This window comes from Planctomycetota bacterium (genome assembly GCA_018242585.1).
Taxonomy (GTDB): domain Bacteria; phylum Planctomycetota; class Planctomycetia; order Pirellulales; family PNKZ01; genus JAFEBQ01.
This window is the reverse complement of record JAFEBQ010000002.1, coordinates 1-22,774: the sequence shown is the minus strand read 5'-3', so window position 1 is coordinate 22,774 and position 22,774 is coordinate 1. Positions and strand designations below refer to the sequence as shown.

Annotated in this window: 19 protein-coding genes; 6 read left to right on the top strand and 13 right to left on the bottom strand. The window is 62.2% G+C overall.

The window, feature by feature from the left end; translation table 11 throughout:
- The first annotated feature begins 179 nt into the window (after positions 1–179).
- The 3 genes from JSS27_00575 (at position 180) to JSS27_00565 (ending at position 4,240) form a co-directional block, all read left to right on the top strand.
- Positions 180–2,684: a pilus assembly protein N-terminal domain-containing protein gene (locus tag JSS27_00575; protein ID MBS0207422.1), complete on the top strand. Its 2,505-nt coding sequence runs from the start codon at positions 180–182 to the stop codon at positions 2,682–2,684.
- A 2-nt stretch (positions 2,685–2,686) separates the two neighbouring features.
- Positions 2,687–3,382: a hypothetical protein gene (locus JSS27_00570; protein ID MBS0207421.1), complete on the top strand. Its 696-nt coding sequence runs from the start codon at positions 2,687–2,689 to the stop codon at positions 3,380–3,382.
- 105 nt (positions 3,383–3,487) lie between these two features.
- Positions 3,488–4,240: a tetratricopeptide repeat protein gene (locus tag JSS27_00565; protein ID MBS0207420.1), complete on the top strand. Its 753-nt coding sequence runs from the start codon at positions 3,488–3,490 to the stop codon at positions 4,238–4,240.
- A gap of 141 nt (positions 4,241–4,381) precedes the next feature.
- Here the strand turns inward: JSS27_00565 and JSS27_00560 are convergent, their stop codons facing one another.
- Entirely contained in the window at positions 4,382–4,597 is a 216-nt protein-coding gene (locus tag JSS27_00560; GenBank protein MBS0207419.1) for an antitoxin family protein, read from the bottom strand.
- A 161-nt stretch (positions 4,598–4,758) separates the two neighbouring features.
- Between JSS27_00560 and mfd the strand changes: the two genes are divergently transcribed.
- Together mfd and JSS27_00550 are read left to right on the top strand one after the other, a co-directional pair.
- Positions 4,759–7,995 (top strand): transcription-repair coupling factor, encoded by a 3,237-nt coding sequence (gene mfd, locus JSS27_00555; protein MBS0207418.1) that lies wholly within the window; start codon positions 4,759–4,761, stop codon positions 7,993–7,995.
- A 153-nt stretch (positions 7,996–8,148) separates the two neighbouring features.
- A complete protein-coding gene (locus tag JSS27_00550) occupies positions 8,149–11,250 on the top strand; it encodes a HEAT repeat domain-containing protein (protein ID MBS0207417.1) in 3,102 nt (1,033 codons plus the stop codon).
- 233 nt (positions 11,251–11,483) lie between these two features.
- Here JSS27_00550 and atpC read toward each other — a convergent pair whose 3' ends face one another.
- The 11 genes from atpC to JSS27_00495 all read right to left on the bottom strand — a co-directional run bounded on the left by atpC (position 11,484) and on the right by JSS27_00495 (position 20,121).
- Positions 11,484–11,942, bottom strand: a complete 459-nt coding sequence (atpC, locus tag JSS27_00545) for an ATP synthase F1 subunit epsilon (GenBank protein ID MBS0207416.1) — start codon at positions 11,940–11,942, stop codon at positions 11,484–11,486.
- A 73-nt stretch (positions 11,943–12,015) separates the two neighbouring features.
- Positions 12,016–13,458: a F0F1 ATP synthase subunit beta gene (atpD, locus tag JSS27_00540; GenBank protein ID MBS0207415.1), complete on the bottom strand. Its 1,443-nt coding sequence runs from the start codon at positions 13,456–13,458 to the stop codon at positions 12,016–12,018.
- 87 nt (positions 13,459–13,545) lie between these two features.
- A complete protein-coding gene (atpG, locus tag JSS27_00535; GenBank protein MBS0207414.1) occupies positions 13,546–14,427 on the bottom strand; it encodes an ATP synthase F1 subunit gamma in 882 nt (293 codons plus the stop codon).
- Between the two features lie 21 nt (positions 14,428–14,448).
- On the bottom strand, positions 14,449–14,820 hold the full coding sequence (locus tag JSS27_00530; GenBank protein MBS0207413.1) for a DUF4870 domain-containing protein: 372 nt from the start codon (positions 14,818–14,820) through the stop codon (positions 14,449–14,451).
- 134 nt (positions 14,821–14,954) lie between these two features.
- Complete coding sequence (locus JSS27_00525) at positions 14,955–16,490, bottom strand: F0F1 ATP synthase subunit alpha (protein ID MBS0207412.1); 1,536 nt, start codon at positions 16,488–16,490, stop codon at positions 14,955–14,957.
- The gene (atpH, locus tag JSS27_00520) at positions 16,441–17,124 is read right to left on the bottom strand and encodes an ATP synthase F1 subunit delta (protein MBS0207411.1); all 684 of its coding nucleotides are present in this window, start codon (positions 17,122–17,124) and stop codon (positions 16,441–16,443) included. Before atpH ends, JSS27_00525 begins: the two co-directional genes overlap by 50 nt.
- Before the next feature lie 51 nt (positions 17,125–17,175).
- On the bottom strand, positions 17,176–17,814 hold the full coding sequence (gene atpF / locus JSS27_00515) for a F0F1 ATP synthase subunit B (GenBank protein MBS0207410.1): 639 nt from the start codon (positions 17,812–17,814) through the stop codon (positions 17,176–17,178).
- Between the two features lie 57 nt (positions 17,815–17,871).
- Entirely contained in the window at positions 17,872–18,138 is a 267-nt protein-coding gene (gene atpE, locus JSS27_00510) for an ATP synthase F0 subunit C (protein ID MBS0207409.1), read from the bottom strand.
- Positions 18,139–18,237: 99 nt separating this feature from the next.
- Complete coding sequence (atpB, locus tag JSS27_00505; GenBank protein MBS0207408.1) at positions 18,238–19,362, bottom strand: F0F1 ATP synthase subunit A; 1,125 nt, start codon at positions 19,360–19,362, stop codon at positions 18,238–18,240.
- Positions 19,355–19,846 (bottom strand): hypothetical protein, encoded by a 492-nt coding sequence (locus JSS27_00500; GenBank protein ID MBS0207407.1) that lies wholly within the window; start codon positions 19,844–19,846, stop codon positions 19,355–19,357. Before JSS27_00500 ends, atpB begins: the two co-directional genes overlap by 8 nt.
- 80 nt (positions 19,847–19,926) lie before the next feature.
- Complete coding sequence (locus JSS27_00495) at positions 19,927–20,121, bottom strand: hypothetical protein (GenBank protein MBS0207406.1); 195 nt, start codon at positions 20,119–20,121, stop codon at positions 19,927–19,929.
- Between the two features lie 1,064 nt (positions 20,122–21,185).
- Between JSS27_00495 and JSS27_00490 the strand changes: the two genes are divergently transcribed.
- Positions 21,186–22,301 (top strand): DUF4912 domain-containing protein, encoded by a 1,116-nt coding sequence (locus JSS27_00490; protein MBS0207405.1) that lies wholly within the window; start codon positions 21,186–21,188, stop codon positions 22,299–22,301.
- 130 nt (positions 22,302–22,431) lie between these two features.
- Here the strand turns inward: JSS27_00490 and JSS27_00485 are convergent.
- On the bottom strand, positions 22,432–22,774 hold a 343-nt coding region (locus tag JSS27_00485), incomplete at its 5' end, for a serine acetyltransferase (GenBank protein ID MBS0207404.1).

Sequence of the window (22,774 nt, the reverse complement as noted above, 5' to 3'; positions counted from 1 at the left end):
GGCGGCATTCTAACAGGCGATTTCGCCACTGCTAGCGACGATAGACTCAGGCCAAGCTACCAGATTTAACGTGTGCCGCCGGTCTGCGGTTCAAGCTTTGTAATCGATGAAGCCGATATTACCCGCAACATTTCACTCTCTTTCGTCTTTTAACACGGTCTGGCGGCGAGCGAGGTCCTATGAGTTTGCACCTGCTCAAGCGGATCCTGGGCATGGGGCTGTGGCCCACGCGCACAGCAAGCGCGCGGGGCTTGCGCGTGGTGTTAGCGCTGGCAGTGAGCTGCCAGTTGGCCGCGCCGCCGTCGTTTGCCGAGCAACCGCGCGAGGCCGTGGACAGTGCGCCGCACGTGGGGCGCGTCAGCGAGCTTTCGGGTGGTCGACTGACCGATGTTCGCGCTGGTAGCCAGCAGCAGCTTTCAACCGCGCAGATTCGTCTGGCCCAGCAACCGGGGCAACCTCCGTTGATCGTCCCTGCTCCGCCAGCCCCTGCCGGCGCGAACGAATCGCCACCCACGGCGATCAACAATGCCGATGAGTTCGGGCCCGGCGCAGTTCGGATGCCCCTGATGGGCAATCCGGCTGGCTTTGGCAACACGCCCCAGCCCACGCCGCAAGTCGCGCAGCAGTTCAACCAATTCGTCGAACGGACGATTGACCCCGAAAACACCTTCGACCTGGTGATTCATCGGCCGCGGTTGCTCAAGCTGAAGCAAGCGCCGGTGCGTATCCAAGTGGCCGACGAGCGAGTCGTGAACTACTTGCTGATTACCGATCGCGAGTTCTCAATCACCGGCAGCACGGTCGGCAGCACGGTGCTGAATCTTTGGTTCGACCAGCCCGGCGCGCCTGGCGGCCAAAAGGTACTCAGCTATCTGGTCCGCGTGTTGCCCGATCCCGAGGCCAAGCTGCGTCTGGAAGCGGTTTACAAGGCGCTCGAAGACGAAATCAATCGGAACTTCCCGAACAGCTCGGTCCAGCTTTCGCTCGTCGGCGACAAGGTCGTCGTCCGTGGCGAAGCCAAGGATATCGTCGAGGCCTCGCAGATTCTACAAGTCGTCGGCGCCAACACCCGAGGAGGCAATCAACAAAGCCAAGGGGTGCGTCCCGCCGGCGGCTTACAAGCCAATCAACTGGGCGACGTGCCGCTAACGCAGGCCGGCTATTTCGGTAGCGCCACGTCGATCCCCGAGGCCCAGGCCATCTCGTCGGAAAACGCTGTTTTCAACCAGGTGCTGACCAGCGCGGCCAACATCATCAATTTGCTGCGCGTGCCAGGCGAGCAACAAGTCATGCTTCGCGTCACCGTGGCCGAAGTCAACCGTACCGCCGCCCGCAGCATTGGCATGAATATCTCGGCCTACTCGCCGAACCCCTCGGCCAACGCGGCGCCGTTGTTCCCTTACGTCTTTCAAAGCGTGGCGGGCGGTATCGGCACCGGCAACCTGCCGGCGCTACTCGACAATGGGCAGATCTCGCTGGCGATCAACGCGCTGCGAACCTTGTCGCTGGCCCGCTCGCTGGCTGAACCGAATCTGGTCACCACCAACGGCCAGCGCGCTAACTTTCAAGCAGGTGGCGAGTTCCCCGTGCCGGCCGCCTCGCTCACCTTTGGCGCGGTCGGTCAGGGGGTCAGCTTCGTGCCGTTCGGCGTTTCAGTCAGCTTCATCCCCTACATCACCGATCGGGACCGGATTCGATTGGTCATGATGTCGCGCGTCAGCACTCGCGACGCGTCGCTGGGCACGACGGTCAGCGGCTCGTCGGTGCCGGGGCTCCAATCTCGCACCTATACGACCACGGTGGAACTACGCGAGGGCCAGACCCTGGCAGTGGCCGGCCTGATTCAAAACAATTTTGGCGCCAATTCCAGCCGCATCCCGCTGTTCGGCGACTTGCCGATCATCGGACAGTTGGCCGGCTCGAACAGCACTTCGTCGGCGGAACAGGAATTGATGATTCTGGTCACGCCCGAACTGGTTCACCCGCTCGAAGCGTGCCAGACGCCGCCGGTCCCCGGCGCCGATGTTTTCGAGCCGGGCGACGTGGAGTTCTTCCTGTGCAATCGACTGGAAAGCCGGCGCAACTACGATTTCCGCGCCTCGGTGCGAACCGATTGGGCTCGACTGCGGCGTTACGAGCGGTGCGAAGATCAATTGATCGTCGGCGTGCAAGGGCGGACCTACGGGTGCTGTGACCCGTACGCTGGCAAGGCCCAGTGTCCGACCCCCGCCACGGGGCACGTGCCAACCGAGGCGATTCAACCCGGCGTGCCGAGCGGGCCGGTCCTCTCGACGCCGCCGGTGATCGCGCCGCCGCCGACCGAAGGCGATTCGTTTTCACAGCGTGCGAACACCGCCACTCCGATAGCCAGCACGGTAACGACGACGGGCGTTCAGGTGGTGCCGGTCGCGGCCAACTTGCCGTTCGTTCCGCCTCAATCGCAACCGCCTGCCGCTCCCTCGAACGTGGGGCAGTGGTCAGTCGGCATTCAGGGAACGTCGTATCCGGCGTTCGATCCGCGTCAGCACAGCAACCCGCCGCCGGCGTATCAGTCGGTGAACATTGAAGCCAATCTGAGCCGGCCGGCCGCGCCAGCGCCGACCGCGCCTGTGTCCGCGCCGCCTGCTCTGCCTGTGCCCATCGCGCCGCCAACCTCGCCTTATCCAGTCACGGGGGGACGATAACCGTGAGTATTCACTTGCCCAAACCCGAGTGGTTGCGCTCGGTCGCGACGACGGCCGGTACGCTGTTATTGGCCACGTCGCTGGTCGGCTGCAATTGCTGCAAGCCGCATCGAAAACACTGTCCACCACCGCCCAACTCATGCCCTGACCACGGGCTGTTGGACTGCGACAAGTGTGCGTCGATTCCGAATGGGGCCATTCCGCCGCCGGCGGGAACTTATAACTGTCAATGGCAGCATGCCCAGATGGATCGGGGCGAAGCCTCGAAGTTCGTCGTATTCCAGAACGAATGGTACATGCGTGGCAAGACGCTCGGACCCGATGGGCATCGTCACGTGGTGAAAATCGCCAAGACGCTCGACTCGGTTCCCTATCCCGTGGTGATCGCCACCAGCGATGACGAGGGACTCGACGAAGAACGTCGCGTGTTCGTCATCCAAGCCCTGGCCGAGAACGGTTACACCGGCTCGCCCGAACGCGTTGTCGTTGCCAAACCCGAGCAAGAAGGATTATATGGCCAGGAGTCGGCCCTCTATGGTCTACGCCGCGCGATGGGTGGTGGCATGGGGATGGGCATGGGTGGCATGGGTGGCATGGGTGGCGGCGGGATGGGTGGCATGGGCGGCGGGATGGGGATGGGTGGCTCGATGATGGGTGGTGGCATGGGTGGCATGGGTGGCGGCATGGGCATGTTCTAATTGGTCCGTTGTCAGTGGTCCGTTGCTTGTTACCTACACGACGCGGTTCTTTACAACTGACTACGGACATTTTGTCTAATCGCTAACCGCTAGTGGTTAATCGCTATGAGTCTCCTCCGCATCTCGCTCGCGTTCACGTTCCTCCTGGTCGGCTTCTCGGTCCACGCGGCCGAGCCTCCGCAGAAGTTGTGGCAGAAGATGATGGCCCCCAAGCCGTCGATGCCCCAGGGGTTGAGCAAGCGGACCAAGCAGGTGCCGACCGAGCTGCCTCCCAAGGAGGCGGCCCAGGCTTGCATCAAGACGGCCGAAGATTTGATGCAGAACGGCTACGACCGCGAAGCGATTCAACTGTTCGAGCGCGCTCGCCAACTCGATCCCAAGCAGGTGCAAGTCTGCCGGCTGCTGGCGGTCTGCTATGACCGGCAAGGGGATTCGATCCACGCCTTGCAAGAGTTCGAGAAGGCGCTGAAGCGGATGCCCAAGGACGCCGACCTGCTGAACGACATGGGCTACTACTATTACCACCGCGAAGATTACAAGCAGGCCGAGCACTGGTTTCGCCAGGCGCTCGAACGCCACCCCGACCTGGAACGGGCCAAGATCAATTTGGCCCTGACGCTCGGCTATCAGGGGCGCTTCAACGAGGCGTACGATCTGTTCGCCGAAGCAGTCGGGCCGGCGGCGGCTCATTCCAACGTCGGCGTGCTGCTGGCCCGCGCGGAACGCAAAGGGGAAGCGATCGACGCCTTTCATCGGGCGCTCGAAATGCAGCCCGATCTGCCCCAAGCCCGCGCTTGTCTCGAAGCGTTGACCAAGCCGAAACCGTTGCCGGCGCCGCCGGCCGCCGAACGCAGCTAAGCGGTCAATCTCACGCGCGCTCTCAAACGATGGGTGGCCCAGACAACTTGCTTGTCTGGGCGGCGTAGCCGCAAGAGGGAGTAGGGCAGTTATTCCATTGCCCTCTTGTCGCTGCGCGACACCGACAACAAGTTGTCGGTGCTACCCAAATTGATGCTCGTCGTGACGAGCCGCAACGTCAGATTGGCCCGAGTTGAAACGACGACTCAACAGAGCATAAACGTCGTCGATGCTCGCCGAGGAGCCTTGAGGGCTCACGATCTTCGGCTCGAAAACGACGTGGCTCGCCTCGGGAAGTTCCACTGGCTCGGTGGGCTTGAAGACACCATTCTCGTAAATCGCATGAATGGCTTTCACGGTCGTTGTCCCCAGCGTTGCTCCGATACAAAAGTCTCGCGAGATTCATTCTACCCACCACGCCAGACACTCGCCAATCGCGAGACGCTCCCGGTAACATGCTGTCAATTACGTATTAAGCATTCCCCGCCCCGCCCTTTTCCCGTAGAATCCGCCCAGCGATGGCCGCGACTACGGAAGGGTTACAGCAGTCGGCCGCCCCCCTTGGGCCCCTGGTGGGACGGTTATTCGAGGCCGAGGACTTCGGCGCGGTTTTGGCCAGCCTCCAGGCTGGCCACAGTGCCACGCTCGACGGAGTCCGGGGCTCATCGTGCGCGCTGGCCGCGGCAGCCTTGGCCGAGCGCTGTGCGGCGACACTGGTCATCGTCTGTCCGCATCAGGCCGAAATCGACGAAATGGTCGACGACCTGCTCCTCTTCTCGCCACGCGAATCGGCGCGGTTTCCGGCCTATGACACCCTGCCCAGCGAGCAGTCGGTGCGCGACGAAGTCTTCGGCGACCGGCTACGGGTGCTGAAGCAACTGCGCGACGAACGCCCGGGCCAGGTGCTGGTCACCAGCATTCAAAGCTTGTTGCAGCCGGTTCCCTCGCCCGAGCGCTTGGCCGGGCAGGCGCGCCGGTTGGCCGTCGGTCAAACCCTCGACGTCGAAGAGCTGGTCCGCTGGCTGGTCGAGCAAGGGTTCCAGGGGATGGCCGCGGTCGAGTTGCCGGGCGAGTTCTCGCGACGCGGCGGGATCATCGACATTTTCGCCGCCGACTGGTACGACCCGATTCGCATCGAGCTGTTCGGCGACACGATCGAATCGATCCGCGAATTCCAGGTGTCAAGCCAGCGCAGCCTGGCCACCATGGAAACAGTCGAGCTGACGGCCCTGGGGCCGTCGACCGGCGACAGCGCGGCGCTGGCCGACCATCTGCCGCGAAACAGTTGGTTCCTGATGATCGAGCCGAACCAACTCGAAGACGAAGGCCGCCATTACCTGAACCGCCTTGACCATCCGCGAGGCTTCTTTTCGGTCAGCGCCGCGCTCGAGGCGGCCTATCGGTTCCCCTCGGTCACCGCGGCGTCGTTGTCGGTCAGTTCGATGGAGACGACCTACCGGATGAAGGTCGAGTCGGTCGAGCGCTTCAGCGGCGACATCGCCAAAGTTCGCAGCGAACTCGACGCGGCCGGCCTGGGGCAGGATGTCTACATCGTCTGCCAGACCGAGGCCGAATCGCAACGCCTGAGCGAGCTGTTCGCCGACACGCAACTGGCCAAGCAAGGGAAGCTCCACTTCCCGCAAGGGCACCTGCGTGCTGGCTTCCGGCTGGTCAACGACCGGGTCGTGCTGATCAGCGGCGGCGAGCTGTTCCATCGGGTCGACGTGGCGCGGCCGTCGCGACGACGACTGACGCGGATCATCGACAGCTTTCTCGACTTGCGCGAGGGGGACTACGTGGTCCACGTCGCGCATGGCATCGGCAAGTACCGCGGCCTGCGACAGCTCGAAGCGCACGGCCAGACCGAAGAACACCTCGAGATCGAGTTCGACGGTCAGACGCGGATGTACGTCCCGGCCTCGAAGATCGAACTGGTGCAAAAATACGTCGGCGGCAGCAAGGCCCGCCCCACATTGGCCAAGATCGGCGGCCGCAGTTGGAGCCGGCAAAAGGCCGACGCCGAGCAAGCAGTGGCCGATCTGGCGGCCGACATGCTCGAACTGCAGGCGGCTCGAGCGTCGCGCCCCGGCATCGCCTTTCCGACCGATAGCCTCTGGCAGCAGGAGTTCGACGCCTCGTTTCCGTATCAAGAGACGCCCGATCAATTGGCCGGCATCGCGGCGATCAGGCAGGACATGACCGCGGCACGGCCGATGGACCGGCTGGTCTGTGGCGACGTCGGCTACGGCAAAACCGAACTGGCCATGCGCGCGGCGTTCAAGGCCGTCGACGCCGGTTACCAAGTTGCGGTGCTAGTGCCGACGACGGTGCTGGCGGCGCAGCATGGCCGGACGTTTCTGGCCCGGATGTCCGAGTTCCCCTGCCGTATCGCCGTTCTCAGCCGCTTCTGCTCGGCCAAGGAGGAACGGGACATTCTGAAAGGGATGGCCGAAGGGAAGATCGACATCGTCATCGGCACCCACCGGTTGGCGTCGCACGATATTCAATTCAAGAACCTGGGCCTGTTGGTCATTGACGAAGAGCAACGCTTCGGTGTCGGTGTCAAGGAACGGCTCAAGGCCTACCGGCATATCGTCGACGTGCTGACGCTCACCGCCACGCCCATCCCGCGCACCTTGCACATGTCGCTACTGGGGCTGCGCGACATCAGCAATTTGGAGACGCCGCCGGCCGACCGGCTGGCCGTGGAAACTCGCGTCACCCGGTTTGATGACGACCTGATCCGGCAGGCGATCCTGCGAGAGTTGAACCGCAACGGGCAGGTCTTCTTTGTCCACAATCGCATCCACGACATCGAGAAGCTGCAGTGGCGCTTGCAACAGATCGTGCCCGAGGCCAGCTTCGGCATCGGCCACGGCCAGATGGGCGAGGACGCGCTGGAAGAGGTGATGCTCGACTTCGTGGCCCACAAGTTCGACGTGCTGCTGTCGACGACGATCATCGAAAGTGGCCTCGATATTCCGAATGCGAACACGATCTTTATCGACGATGCCGAGTCGTATGGCCTGGCCGATATGCACCAGTTGCGAGGCCGCGTGGGGCGTTACAAGCATCGGGCCTATTGCTATCTGCTGCTCGATCCGCGCAAGTCGCTCACACCCACGGCGGCTAAGCGGCTGACGGCCATCGAAGAGTTCAGCGCCATGGGGGCCGGCTTTGCCATTGCCATGCGCGACCTCGAGATTCGCGGCGCGGGCAACATTCTGGGCACCCAGCAAAGCGGTCACATCGCGGCCGTTGGCTACGAGATGTACTGCGATTTACTGGATAAGACGGTTCGCCGCCTGAAAAAGCTGCCGCCGAAGCCCAATTTGGAAGTTACGCTTACCTTGCCGGGCGAAGCGCTGCTGCCGCGGCGCTATGTGCCCGACATGCGGCTCAAGATCGACCTGTATCGGCGATTGGCCCGCGTGAGCACACTGGCCGAGTTGAGCGACCTGCGCAATGAGATGGTCGACCGGTTCGGACCCATGCCCGAGGAGGTCGATCGGCTGTTGCGGCGAACCGAAATTGGCGTTTTGGCCAAAAACTGGTTGATCGACTCGATCCATTTAGAGGAAAATCATATTGTCTTCGGCTACTCGTCGCGACCAAGGATCGACCAATTGGTCCGACGCCAGCCGAAGCGCCTTAGAGTCGTCGACACGCGAACTGCTTACGGCACGATATCGTCAAGCAAGCCCGACCCCGACGCGCTACTGAGCTTGATAAAAACACTGCTCCAGTCGGATTGATTGTTTTCAACCCTCGCCCCTTGTGGGAGAGGGTGGTTCGCATAGCGAACCGGGTGAGGGGTAAGAAACTGACACCAGCGCAACCCACTCACCCGACCGTACACGCCCTGCCCCGCCTGCCTACCGTTCATCTCCACGCCGGAAGGATGTCGCATGTCCAAAGCATGGCACTATTGGCTGGCTGTCGTTGTTACTTGCTTCGTGACCGACACCGCCATCTCCGACGAGCCCCCCGCCGCGCCGCCGGTCAAGGTGAGCGATCTGCGCGTGCCCGAGGGGTACACTATCGAGCTCGTCGCCGGCCCGCCGCTGGTCGAGCATCCGACGATGGCCGGCTTTGACGATCAGGGGCGGTTGTACGTGTGCGACGGCCCGGGCCAGAATCTGCCGGCCAAGCAATTGATGGCCGAGCTGCCGAACCGGATTCTACGATTGGAAGATCGCGATGGGGACGGCCGCTTTGATCACAGCGTGGTCTACGCCGACAAGATGACGTTTCCGATGGGGGCCTTGTGGCACAAGGGAAGCGTCTACACCGCCAGTCCACCGCACATCTGGAAGCTGACCGACACCGACGACGACGGCGTGGCCGACAAGCGCGAAATCCTGGTCTCGGAGTTCGGCTTCACGGGCAACGCGGCCGACATTCACGGTTGCTTCCTGGGGCCTGACGAACGCTTGTATTGGTGCGACGGCCGGCATGGGCACAACTTTGTCGACGAGAACGGCAAGCAAATCAGCAAAGGTCTGGCCGCGCGACTGTTCCGCTGCAAGCTCGACGGGAGCGAGGTCGAATCGTTCGCCGGTGGCGGCATGGACAACCCCGTGGAGGTCTGCTTCACCGAGGCGGGCGAGCCGATTGGCACGGTGGCGATCTTCGATGTGATCGATGGCCGGCACGACGCCCTGGTCCATTGGGTCTACGGTGGCGCCTACCCGCGGCAGGATCAACGCTGCGTCGAGGAGTTCAAGCGGACGGGCGAATTGATGCCGCAGGTGATTCGCTTTGGCGGCGTGGCGCCGTCGGGCGTGATGCGAGCCCGCGGGGCCCAGTTCTCGAACCCCGGCGTCGAGACGATTTTTGCCACGCACTTCAATCCCCACGCGGTCGTGCGTTGCAAGCTGACTCGCGACGGCGGCACGTTCAAGGGAGAAGAAGAAGCGTTCCTCACCTGCGACCATTCCGACTTTCACCCGACCGACGTGTTGGAAGACGCCGACGGCAGTTTGCTGGTGATCGACACGGGCGGCTGGTTCCGGATTGGCTGCCCATCGTCGCAAATCGCCAAGCCAGGCGTGCTGGGAGCGATTTATCGTGTGCGGAAGAACGACGCGGCCACAGTCGACGACCCGCGGGGGAAGCAAATTGAGTGGCAGAAGCTGGACCTCGCGAAGTTGATTGAACTCGTTGGTGATGAGCGTCCTGCGGTGCGAGATCGCGCAATGTATCGACTTGTTGGTGGGAGCGAATTCGCGGCAGCAGTGATTACTAGCGCGTTTCCAACGATTACTAGTGTAGAAGTTCGCCAACGATTGGTTTGGGTATTGTCGCGCATCGATCGTAAGGAATATTTTGGGATTCACCTCGCGCTTGAAGATAAAGATTGCCGAGTAGCGCAGGTTGCAGTCAGCGTGGTTGGGCTTCAACACCGGACAGGGGCATTAAAGAAGTTATTAGAACTCGCATTGTCGCCTGACAGCGATTCAGCTTTGCGGCGTGAAGTATATTCGGCCTTGGGACGCATTGGCGATCACGAAGCGGTGCCGACGTTGCTTATGGCAGCTAATAAACCCCACGACCGGTTTGTCGAGCACGCGCTGATCTACGCATTGATCCAACTGAACGATCCGGCACAAACTGCCAAGGGGCTTGAAAGCGAACTCACCTCGGTACGGCGCATGACGCTGATCGCCCTCGATCAAATGAATGAGCAGACGCTCAAACGCGCCCAGGTCGCGGCGCTGCTTGACACCACCGATGCGCCGTTGCAACAAGCGGCGCTCGATGTCTTGCGTCGCCGTAGCTGGAGCAGCGAGGCCCTGCCGCTCGTCGATCGCTGGCTGGCTGACAAGAATACCAGCAATGAACGGCTGGCGGCTTTGCGCGGTGTGCTGCTGGCGTTCTGCCGCGACAGCGACCTGCAAGCGAGCGTCGGCAAGCGATTGCTCGACGCCCAGGCTCCTCTCCCACTACGGCGGACGCTGATCGAAGTGATCGCCGAGTGCGACCTGGAAACATTGCCGGTCGGCTGGCGGCAAGCGGTGATCGAGACGCTCGGCGGCAATCAGCCGGAACTGGTCAGCCGGGCCATCGAGGCGGCCGCCACGCGCGGCTCGGCCGAGATGGAACCGGCGCTGTTGGCCGTGGCCGCGCGCGATGGACTCGCCCCCGACGTGCGGGCGGCGGCTTGGATTGCGCTGGCCCGGCGCAGCAAGCCGGTGAGTGATGCTGGCTTTGACATGCTAATGGTCCGTTTGGGCGAAGATCGGTTGCCGGTCGATCGACTGGCCGTGGCCCAGGCGTTGGGCGCGGCCGCGCTGACCGAGAAGCAGCAACAAGCGATGTGTGACGCACTGGTGAAGGCCGGACCGCTGGAACTGCCCGCGCTCTGCCGCGCCTATGAACGGCCGGTATCGGTCGAGGTCGGCCGGGCCATGCTGGCGGCGCTGGCCAAATCGCCGGGGCGCGACGCGCTGGCGGCGGCGTTCTGGCAAAAGCTGGGCGAGACCTTGCCCGAGGAATTGCGGTCGACGGCCCGCGAGAACCTGGCCCGCTTGGAAGCGGCCGTGGCTTCGCGCCGCAGTGAGTTGGCGTCATTGGCCCAGTCGTTGCAAGGGGGGGATCCGAAACGCGGGCGCGACGTCTTCTTCGCGGCCAAGAGCACCTGCGCGGCCTGTCACAAAGTGAACGGCAACGGCGGCGCGATCGGACCCGACCTGACCAAGATCGGCGGCATTCGCTCGCAGATCGATCTGCTCGAATCGTTGATCTATCCGAGCGCGTCGCTGGCCCGCGGCTATGAGAGCTATACGATCGTGACCCAGGACGGCCAGGCCTACACGGGCATTCTCAGTCGCGAGACGAACGACGCGGTCTATCTGCGGATGGCCGATCGGAAGGAAGTGCGGGTGTCGCGGCGGACGATCGAAGAGATGGCGCCGAGCCCGCAGTCGATCATGCCGCAAGGGTTTGAGCGGTTGCTAGGTCCGGAACAAATCCGCGACGTGATCGCGTTCTTGCAGTCGTTGAAGTAATATCCCCTCGCGTCGATCACGACAAAGGGAGGCGGCGCGAGCGATAAACACCCCTCCCTGGCAGGGAGGGGCTGGGGGAGGGTAAACGCATGGCGGGCCTTAAATGTCTCGAGTAAGGCGAGCGTGAAGCAAGCTCGGCGCGAATTGGCCTGTCACGTTTTCACCCTCACCCGCTCACTTTGTGAGCGACCTCTCCCATCAAGGGAGAGGTGTCAATGCGCGGCGATCGCTGCCTACTTCGCACGCCGGCTGCGGCGGGCCACGGACAGTTGGGCCCGGGCTTGCGATTCGAGCCGGTCGCGGATTTGCTGCAACTCGGGCGTGGTGATCGGCCGCTTGTGCGCGGCGGACAACGCTTCGCTGGCCACCTGCGGGTCGATCTTCTCGGCCGGCAGCGAACGATGGGTGAGAATCGACACCACGTTGTCGACGACTTGCACGAAGCCGCCGTCGATGTAGTAAGCCGTCGTCTTGTCCTCGGGCGAGGTAAGCCGCATTTCGCCAAAGCCCAGCCGGCCGATCATGGCGCTGTGTCCCGGGGCGATCCCCAATTCACCGTCGAACAGCGGCACGACAATGAAGTTGGCGCTGGCCTCGACGACCGTGGCTTCGGGCGTCACGACCAGGCACTGCAACACGCCGCCGTGTTCCGACGTCAGTGCGCGCCCCGGAGTTGCTGTCGACTGTTCCATGGTGGAATGCTTAATGCGAAATGCTTAATGCTTAATAAATGCGGCCGCTGCGCGGCGGCGGCCCGGACAAGAATTACTTCTTGGCGGCCATCTTCTTGGCTTGTTCTTCGGCTTGTTCGATCGCGCCGACGTACATGAACGCCTGCTCGGGCAGGTGGTCCCACTTGCCATCGGCGATTTCCTCGAAGCTGCGGATCGTGTCGGCCAGCGGCGTCAGCTCGCCCTTCTTGCCGGTGAACACTTCGGCCACCAAGAACGGCTGGGACAAGAAGCGTTCCATGCGGCGGGCACGATGCACGACCAGCTTGTCCTGTTCGCTCAACTCGTCGACGCCCAGAATCGCGATGATGTCCTGCAACTCGCGGTAACGCTGCAACGTGCGCTGCACACGGCGAGCGATCGCATAGTGCCGGTCGCCGACGTATTGCGGGTCGAGAATGCGGCTCGACGAAGCCAGCGGATCGACCGCCGGATAAATGCCCTTTTCCGAGATCGAGCGTTCCAAATACAAGAACGCGTCCAACTGGCCGAAGGCCGTGGCCGGCGCGGGGTCGGTCGGGTCGTCGGCCGGGACGTACACGGCCTGAACGCTGGTGATGGCCCCCTTCTTGGTCGAAGCGATCCGTTCCTGCAGCGCGCCCATTTCGGTGGCCAACGTGGGCTGGTAACCGACGGCGCTCGGCATACGACCCAACAAGGCCGACACTTCGCTCCCCGCTTGCGAGAAGCGGAAGATATTGTCGACGAACAACAACGTGTCGACGCCGGTCGTGTCACGGAAATACTCGGCCATGGTCAGGGCCGACAACGCCACGCGCAAGCGTGCTCCGGGCGGCTCGTTCATCTGGCCAAAGACCATGCAGGTCTGCTCGATAACACTGCGGCCGGTGTCGCCGATCTTGGCCTCTTGCATTTCGATCCAGAGGTCGGTCCCTTCGCGGGTACGCTCGCCCACGCCGGCGAACACCGACGAACCACCGTGCGAGCTGGCCACGCGGGCGATCAGCTCTTGCAGAATGACCGTCTTGCCCAGACCGGCGCCGCCGAACAACCCGGCCTTGCCACCGCGGACAAACGGCGTGAGCAGGTCGATGACCTTGATGCCCGTCTCGAACAACTCGGTCTTGGTGGACAGATCAGTGACCGGCGGGGCATCGCGGTGGATGCTGCGATACTCTTCGGCGTCGACCGGACCGCGGTTGTCGATCGGCTCGCCGATCAGATTGAAGACGCGGCCGAGCGTGGCCTTGCCGACCGGCACTTGGACCGGGTTGCCGGTGTCGACACAGTCCTGGCCACGGACCAGGCCGTCGGTGTTGCCCAGGGCGACACAGCGGACGCGGCCGCCCCCCAAGTGCTGTTGCACTTCGCCGACCAGGTTGACCTTGATCCCCTTGTGTTCCGACTGCACGCGCACGGCGTTGTAAATGCCCGGCAGTTGGCCTTCGGGATATTCGACGTCGAACGTCGAGCCGATGACCTGCGTGATCTTGCCCACGCCAGCTTTGCCGGACATGTGCGATGAAGAACTAGGAGCGGTTGCGGTGGCCATGAGTGATTCCAATGACGAATGACGAAATCCGAATGACGAATGTTTTTGCGGTTAGCCCTTCAGCGCTTCGACGCCGCCGAGGACTTCCATGATTTCCGAGGTGATCTGACTTTGCCGAGCGCGGTTGTACTGCATGGCCAACCGCTTGATCAGCTTGTCGGCGTTTTCGGTGGCCGCCTTCATGGCCACCATGCGGGCGATCTGCTCGCTGACCGCGGCGTCGAGAAAGCACTTGAACAACTTGATCTTGAAGCTGGTCGGTACGACCTCTTCCAAAATGCTTTCGGCCGACGGCATGAACTCGTACATCCGGCTGCTGTGGGACTCGCCGCCGCTGTCAGCGCCGGTGAGCGAGCCGAGCGGCAACAGCGTTTCGACCACGGCTTGTTGGCGGGCAATGTTCGTGAACTGGGTGTACACCACGTCCAGCCGGTCGATCTTGCGGGTGATGAACTCTTCGAGGTACTGGCTGGCCAGGGCGTCAATTTCCTCGAACGTCGGCTTGTCCTCGAACTGGGTGTAGCTGACGTCGGGCGTAGCGCCGCGGAACTTGAAGGCCGAGATGCCGCGCTTGCCCGAGACTTCGAGTCGCACGTTGGGGATCGAAGCTTTCAGTTCCTGGTAGCGAGCCAGACCGGCGCGCTGGACATTCGAGTTATAACCGCCGCACAGGCCGCGATTGCCGGTCAAGACCAGCAGCGCCACGGTCTTGGTCTCGGGCCGCGCATCCAACAAGGGATGGCTGACCGTCAGGCCGCTGTTCGCCAGATCGGCCACCAGCGCGGTCATCCGCTTGGTGTAAGCCGTGGCGGCGTGGGCGCGGTCCATGGCCTTTTTGAATCGCGCGGTGGCGATCAATTCCATGGTCCGCGTGATCTTGCGGATGTTCTTGACCGACTTGCGTCGTTTATCGAGAGCGCGAGCTTTTGCCATGTCTGTCGTTTAACGCGTTAGTTACTTAATCAGACGAATCGTCAGCGGATATTCGTACATTTCGCCGTTATTTGCTTTCATCGCAGCCATGATCACGAAGACCGCGGCTGCCACTTCAATCGCCAGACCCAATACCACGACTATCGGAAGCAAAACGCAGGTAATGGCCCCAATAGCAATCATCACCAACAAATACAGCGTAATGGAGATCTGAAAGTTCAGAGACTCCTTGCCATGTGCATCAACGAAACCTGATTCATTTCGCTTAATCAGCCAAATCACCAACGGACCAATCACGTTGCCAACGGGAACCTGAAGCAGAATTGCCAACGCGGACAAGTGAGCAAACGTCGCCCACAACTTCTCGTCATTCGTTAGCGATCCTGTCGGCATGACCTCAGGTTCCAATGGTGGAACCGGAGGGATGTCGTTGCTCATGGCTGTTGGTCCCTTGCCGTCAGATTTGCTGGTAACCCAGTTTCGCTGTCGCCAAAGTCATTCCGCCTGGGAGCTTCCCCTGACCTTGCTTACTTCTTGCCGTGGGCGGCCGCGTACTGCTTCTGGAAGGCCGCGATGGCGGCTTCCAGGTCGGCACTCGTGTCGGTCGCCTTGTCGATTTCGAGCTTCTTGGTTTCCTTTAGCTTGGTCATGAACGCGGCCTGGTTGGCGTGCATGTACTGGTGGAACTCGCGTTCCCATGTCGCCACCTGGTCGCGGGGCACCTTGTCCAGGTGACCGCGCGTGCCGGCGTAAATGCTGAGCACCTCGTCGAGCACATCCAGCGGCGCGTACTGACCTTGCTTCAACAACTCGATCATCCGGTAACCGCGATCCAACCGCTGTTGCGTGGCCGGGTCCAGGTCGGTACCCAACTGGGCGAACGCTTCCAACTCGCGGAAGGCCGCCAGTTGCAGACGCAAACCGCCGGCCACGGTCTTCATGGCCGGAATCTGAGCGGCACCGCCGACGCGCGACACCGAGATACCGACGTTCATGGCCGGACGCTGGCCGGCAAAGAACAAGTCGGGCTGCAGGTAAATCTGGCCATCGGTGATCGAGATGACGTTCGTCGGGATGTACGCCGAGACTTCCCCTTCCAGGGTCTCGATGATCGGCAAGCTGGTCAGCGAGCCGCCGCCCAGTGCGTCGCTCAGCTTGGACGAGCGTTCGAGCAACCGGCTGTGGGCGTAGAACACGTCGCCCGGGTAGGCTTCGCGTCCGGGGGGACGACGCATCAGCAGCGACAACTGGCGATAAGCCTGGGCCTGCTTCGACAAGTCGTCGTAAATGATCAGCGAGTGCTGCCCGTTGTACATGAAGTATTCGGCCATCGCCGTGCCCGCGTAGGGGGCGATGTATTGCAGCGGGGCCGGGTCGCTGGCGCCGGCGACGATGACCGTCGTATAGTCCATCGCGCCGTGGTGGCGCAAGGCTTCGATCACGCCGGCGACGGTCGATTCCTTTTGACCGACCGCGACGTAGAAGCACTTCACGCCCGAGTTCTTCTGGTTGATGATCGCGTCCAGGCCGATGGCGGTCTTGCCGGTCTTGCGGTCACCGATGACCAATTCGCGCTGGCCGCGGCCGATGGGCGTCATGGCGTCGATGGCCTTGAGCCCGGTTTGCAGCGGCTCGCGCACAGGCTGGCGCTCGGCCACGCCGGGGGCCATGCTTTCGACTGGGCGGCGCTCGCTACTGGCGATCGGGCCCTTGCCGTCCAGCGGGTTGCCCAGCGGATCGACCACGCGACCCAACAGGGCGTCGCCGACCGGCACGCTGAGCAAGCGGCCCGTGCTGCGGACCTCTTCCCCTTCGCGAATGCTCAGATAGTCGCCCAGGATGATCACGCCAACGGAGTGCTCTTCCAGGTTGAAAGCCAACCCTTGCACGCCGTTGGGGAACTCGACCATTTCGCCGGCCATCACGCCGCTCAGGCCATAGACGCGGGCAATGCCGTCGCCGACCTCGAGCACGCGACCGACTTCGCGAACGTCGATTTGCGACTGGTAGTGCTCAATTTCCTGCTGCAGAACTGAAGCGATCTCGTCGGCTTTGAATTTCATGGACGCTCCTATTGATCATCTGTTGGCGAATCCGGTTGAGCCGCGAGGCCACGGACCCGTCGTATACGGTGTCTCCGACGCGGAAGACCGCGCCGCCGATCAGCGCCGGGTCGACTTGCGACTCGATCACTGGTTCGGCGCCCAGCTTGGTGCGCAACTGGGCGATGATGTTATTGCGAGCCGCGGCGTCAAGCGACGCGGCCGTGGTGACGTGAACGCGGACTCGGCCGCGCAACTGATCGACCAGGTCGAGCAGCGCGCGGTGCATGGCCCGCAAGCAGTTGCCGCGTCGATGCTCGACGACGACATGTAAAAAGTTGAGCAACAGCGGCGAGATTTGCCCTTTGAGCGCGCGATCGAAGATCGCCCGCTTTTCCTCGGCCGCGATCATCTCGGACGACAACAGATCGACGAACCGGGGCAACCGATTGACAACCTCGGAAATTAGCGCGTCGAACTCGGCCACGATGTCGTCGACCTTGCCGGCCGATTGGGCCGCCGCCAGCAGCGCGTTGGCATAGACCAACCCGACGTGGTAGGCGCCCACGTCGATCTGGTGCGATTCGACCGAGGACGACAGGTGCTCGTCCTGGTCTTGCTGATCGGCTGGGTTCAAGTGCTCGGCGTTGCTCATCGACTAACCTTGCTCTTCGACTCGAATGACCTAGGTTGGTTGCCCGACGGTTCAGTGCTTGCCTGCCGTGGGGGCCAGGTTCTTCATCGCCTCGTCGATCAACGCGGCATGGTCCGCCGGTTGCAGTTTGCTGCGCACGATCTTGCCGGCCAGGTCGACCGCCAGGTTCGCGCCCAGTTGGGCCAGTTGCTCCAACGCCTGGTCCCGCGCCAGATCGATCTCGCGCTTGGCTCGGGCCATTTCGTTGCTGGCGTCGGTGCGAGCCTTGGCCAGCAGGTCGTCTTGCATCGCTTGCGCGTTGCGGCGCGCTTCGTCGATGGTCTGACGCACTTCGTCCTGGGCCGCGGCCAGCTTGGCCTCGTACTGGGACAACAACTGCTTGGCCTCGGAGTGATGCCGCGCCGCCGCCGCCAGATCGTCGGCCACGCGCTGCTCGCGGGTGTCGAGCGCCTTGCTGATCGGTCCCCAAGCGAACTTGCGGAGAATCAGCATCAGCAGCAGGAACACCACGAACGAGTAAATGGCCAGATCGGTCTTGAACTGTAGCGGGTCGCGAGCCGACGGGTGCTCGGGATCGCCCAAGTGGGCGTGCCCGTGGCCGTGATCGCTCGGCGCATCAGCCGCCAGCAATGACGGCGTCAGACCAAAACTGACCAGCGTTAGCCACAACGCAAAGACAAATCGCAACATAGCAGCAACCTTCAAGGTTCAGTGAACCGCGGGCGATCGAAGCGAACGAGTCGACGCTTAGCCAGCGGCCGGCCAGGGGTTCTGACCCGAGCAGACGATCAGGGCGTAGAACGTGAAACCTTCGATCAACGCCGCCGCGATGATCATGGCGACCTGCAAGTTGGCGGCCACTTCGGGCTGGCGAGCCATGCTCTCGAGCGCGGCCGAGGCCAGCTTGCCGATGCCGTAGGCGGCGCCGATCACGACGAGGCCAGCGCCGAACGCGCCGCTGAAGCTGATGGCCGAGCCGTCGGCAGCCATGGCCGGGGCGGCAATCAACAACATACCGAACACCAGCGAGGTCAAGCTTGCGAACTTATTCACGTTAACCATCTCCTTCTACGAAGTAAGAACCATGCGATCAAAAAACGGTTTCGGACGCGACTAGTGCCGATGCATGGCCGCGCCAATGAACAGGGTCGATAACAGCGTGAACACATAGGCCTGGAGGAAAGCCACAAACAGTTCCAGGCAACTAAACAAAGTCGAACCAACGACGCTGGCCGCGGTGACGCCGGCCCACATGCCGGTCGAGGCCGTGGCGGCCCCGACGATCAACGCCATGATTCCCAACAGCACCAGGTGGCCGGCCACCATGTTGGCCAACAGACGCACGCTCAGGATCAGGTGCTTGATCACCAGCCCCAGCAACTCAATCACCAGAATGCCAAGTTTCAGGGGCCAGACGTACCAGGGGAGGTCCATCTTGGGCACCTGGTACCACCACCACTTCAGCGGGCCGAACGTCATCATCCCCAGCGACAACGTCGCGGCGAACGTGACACAGGCCAAGCCGAACGTCACACCGAGCTCGCTGGTTGGCGCGCCAAGCCAGGGAATCATCCCCAACAGGTTGCACATGAGAATGAAAAAGAACATCGTCCAGAACAACGGCAACAGCCGGTCGGCGCCGTGGCCGACCTTGGGAACCGCGTGGGCCGCATGGTCGGGCACGGCGGCAAGCTTGTGCTCACTGTGCGCGAACTCGTGGCCGGCTTCGTCGCCGTTCAGCACGCCGTGGCTGTGCAACGCATGCCCTTCATGATGGCCTTCGTGGCTCTCGTCATGGCCGTGCTCGTCGTGATGATGCTCGCCGATGACCGGGCGCACGATCTGGTCGCGCACAAACAGCAACATCGATTCGAGCAGATTGACCGCGCGGCCCTTGGGCAGTCCTTCGCGCGCAATCCGGTTGGCCAGCCGAATGAATAGCCAACAGACAATTGCCGCGGCCAGCAGTTCGAGAAGCATGTACTTCGAGATGGCGAAGCCGCTCTCTTTTTCGTACAGGTTCTTCAGCGTGGCGACGGGTTGCGGAATCAGGATTTTGCCGTCGAGGGCTTTGTTGAATTCGCCAATCGATAGATGGTGATCCTGGGCCAGCTTGACCAGGTTGGCATGCCCGATGGGCAGCTTGACCTCGTCATAGCTGTGGAAGTTGTACGTCCAGAGATTCTTCGGAATCTCGAAGAAGTAGGCGTCCTTGATGTGCAGGATCGGGTCAGCCATCGCTTAAGCAACCTTTCGCCGCATCGTCTTGCTGGCGGGGACGCCGCATCGTTTTAATGGCGGGAACACTATGCACGTGAATCCAGCGCCACAGCAACGACGTTTCCACCGCCAGCGCGCACAAGAAGAGTGCGAGTAAATGGCTCATGATGTGGCCCCGGGCCAGCGCGCCACCCTGGGCCTGTAAGATCGCCCCGGCGGCCAGCGGAATGCCCGTGCGAATCAGCGTGCCGCCGAGCATGGCGTGAATGCCCCACGGCGTGTTGTGCAGCAACATGCCGATGATTAGCGCCGTGGCCGCGGCCAGCGTGCAGATGGTTCCGGCCACGATCGCGGCCCGCACGCCTTCGACACCGTCGGCAACGCCGGCGCGCCAGGCGCACACAGCCGTGGCCGCGCACATCACCACGATCAAGACCAATAGCGTGGCGATCATGCCGCCGCGCGCCGGTCGCGATTCGTGAGTGTTAGGCGAGGTGCTCATGCGAGACGTCGTGTCTTGTCGCCGGTAAACGTGCGGTGGTTTTTTTCTACGAGCTTTTCTTAGTACTCAGCAGGGATCGCTTACTTGGGCTTGCCGAGTTTGCCGACCAGCCAGATCAGATAAGCCATCCCGATCAACAGCCCGCCGACGAATCCGACCGTGGCTAGAAAGTGCAAGCCAAACTTGCGGTCGAGCCATTGCCCCAGGAGCCCGGGCCCCACCATCACGATGACCACCGAGAAGATGCGCGAGACCCAATCAAGGGCTTCACCCATCGGTGGTCGAGGAGGCGAGTCGGTCACATGGATGGTCCGACCGGTGGGCTGGCACGAACAGCAACCGGTAAACGGATAGTGTCAACAGAGCAAGAAAACCGCTGCCACGACTTGGCCAGACGAGTGAATATCCCACCTAGCTGGGCTAGTGCTGGCACAAAGGCGGTGCGAGCGTGACAGAACTGTAACGGTCGCAAGTTAGAGTTGTCAACGACCCTGCGAACAAATTAGTGTTTTTTTTCACAAAGTCGCGCCCGCAGCCATAACATGACTGTTTTCAAGGGCTTGAAACGCCCGCTTCTCGACACCAAATCAGCCAAACGAGCCCTGCTATTGAACCAGCGGCGATTCAGCTTTCGTGATCTTAGAATCACGATTCACTGAGAACACACAGGTCGTTCAAGGCACTCCACGACAGGCTGTCGTGCGGCCCTGCTCAACACCAACAGCGGGCACGAAACCCCCTCTATTGGGTTGCTCGTTGTTTGCATATCCGGCACACCACGGTTAAACTCGGAATTAAGCGAATTTTCGCGCGTCCCGAATTGGGAAACCGCTGTCGCGGCTGGCCCAAAATGGACGACGGAAGCTCGCCGGCAAGTCTCCTGTCTTTGGTTGCCCGTGGTCACCCCGCTTTGGACCACACGCCACGATAGCCCTTTGATCGTGATGGGAGATCAGGTCGGTTGTCAGGGCACGAGAGTTTTGAATCCCAGGGCCGCGCAGGTGTCGTGATGACGCGAGACAGTCAAGCGCCCAGGGTCGAACTGCTCGCGGAACTCTGACCAGCGCCACCTGATCTCGACCCGCTTGTGACCTCGCCTTCGCTGTCGAGTCGTCACGACGCTAGCGCCCACCGAATATTAAAGTTTCACCGAATCGTCACGCAACGCTGTTTGTCTGCCATGACCGACGATCAACCAAGTCGAGTGATCGTCGACCGCAGCGTGCGCGCCGTTAGCTAGGGAGAATCGCCGCCCATGACTGCAGAAACGCTCAAAACGTATACCGCCAAGAATCTGGCCGAGTTGGCACGCAAGCATGGCGTGCAAGGTTGGCACGCCATGCGCAAGGAGCAACTCGTCAAAGCGCTGCTGCGCGTCTCGAAGTCGGTCGATCGAGCGAAGAGCGGCGCTACCATGCATCTGGCCAAGCCTATCGCGGCCAAGGCTACGTCGATCGCTCCCATGCGTGCCGCCAGCGCGCCGATCGCGCGCAACGGCGCCACGCCAATGGCCGCCAAGCCCGCCGTACGTCCGACTGCCAAGCCGGCCACGCCGAAAGCCGACTCGGCCGCTTCGCGCCGTATTCAGTTGGCCAAGCTGGAACAGCAGCGGTTCAAGAATCTGTCGTCGAACACGCCTCAGAACAAGCCGGGCGGCGTTAAGGATCGCCTGGTGGCGATGGTCCGCGATCCGTACTGGCTGCACGCCTATTGGGAGCTTAGCCGCACCGGTGTCGAGCGGGCCGAAGCCGCCCTGGGCCAGGAATGGCACAGCGCCAAGCCGATTCTGCGAGTGCTCGAAGTCTCGGAAGGTGGCACCACCAGCGCCGCCGAAACCAAGCTTCGCGACATCGACATTCACGGTGGCGTTAGCAACTGGTACATCGACGTCAAGAACCCACCGTGTTCCTACCGCGTGGTGATCGGCTACCTGGCCACCAGCGGCCGGTTCCACGCCCTGGCCCGCAGCAACGTCGTCAGCACGCCGCGCCCCGGCTCGAAAGATTCGCTCGACGAGAATTGGAGCGCCGTGGCCGAAGACTGCGAAAAGATCTACGCCATGAGCGGCGGCTATAACGTCGATGGCGACACGACCCAACTCCAAGAGCTGTTCGAAGAGCGCCTGCGCCGGCCGATGGGCTCGCCGATGCTCACGGGCTACGGCTCGGGCGTCCAGGCCGCCGTGCCGCGCCGCAAGAGCTTTACGTTCGAGATGGACGCCGAACTGATCGTTTACGGCACCACCGAACCCGACGCCCACGTCACGCTGCAGGGCGATCCGGTTAAGCTCCGCGAAGATGGCACCTTCACGGTTCGTTACAGCATGCCGAACTGCCGGCAGGTGATTCCGGCCGTGGCCTGCAGCGCCAATGGCCTGGAACAGCGCACCGTCGTCCTGGCCGTCGAACGAAACACCAAGGTCATGGAACCGGTGGTCCGCGATTCGAGTGACTGAGAGAAGTTGCTAGTTGCTGGTTCCTAGTTGCTAGTGAAAATGCAAAACCGCCAGCGTCGCTGAGAATCGTCTCGCGGCGCTGGCGGTTTTTTGTCTGCTCTAGCAACTAGGAACCAGCAACTCGCAACTTCTAGATCTGATAATTCAACTCTTCCTGCATCTCTTGGATCGATTCGGCGCGCATCCGCAGCTTGGGCTTTTCGAGCGTGACGGTCGTGTGCGGGTCGATGCTTCGCGTCAGCCACACGCTCGAGCCCACGACCGAGTCGTGGCCGATCACCGTCGCCCCGCCCAGAATCGTGGCGTTGGCGTAGACCACCACGTTGTCTTCGATGGTCGGGTGCCGCTTCAGCCCGCGGACCAGGTTCCCGTCCGAGTCGGTCGCAAAGCTGAGCGCGCCCAGCGTCACGCCCTGATACAGCTTGACGTGGTCGCCGATCTCGCAGGTTTCGCCGATCACCACGCCGGTGCCG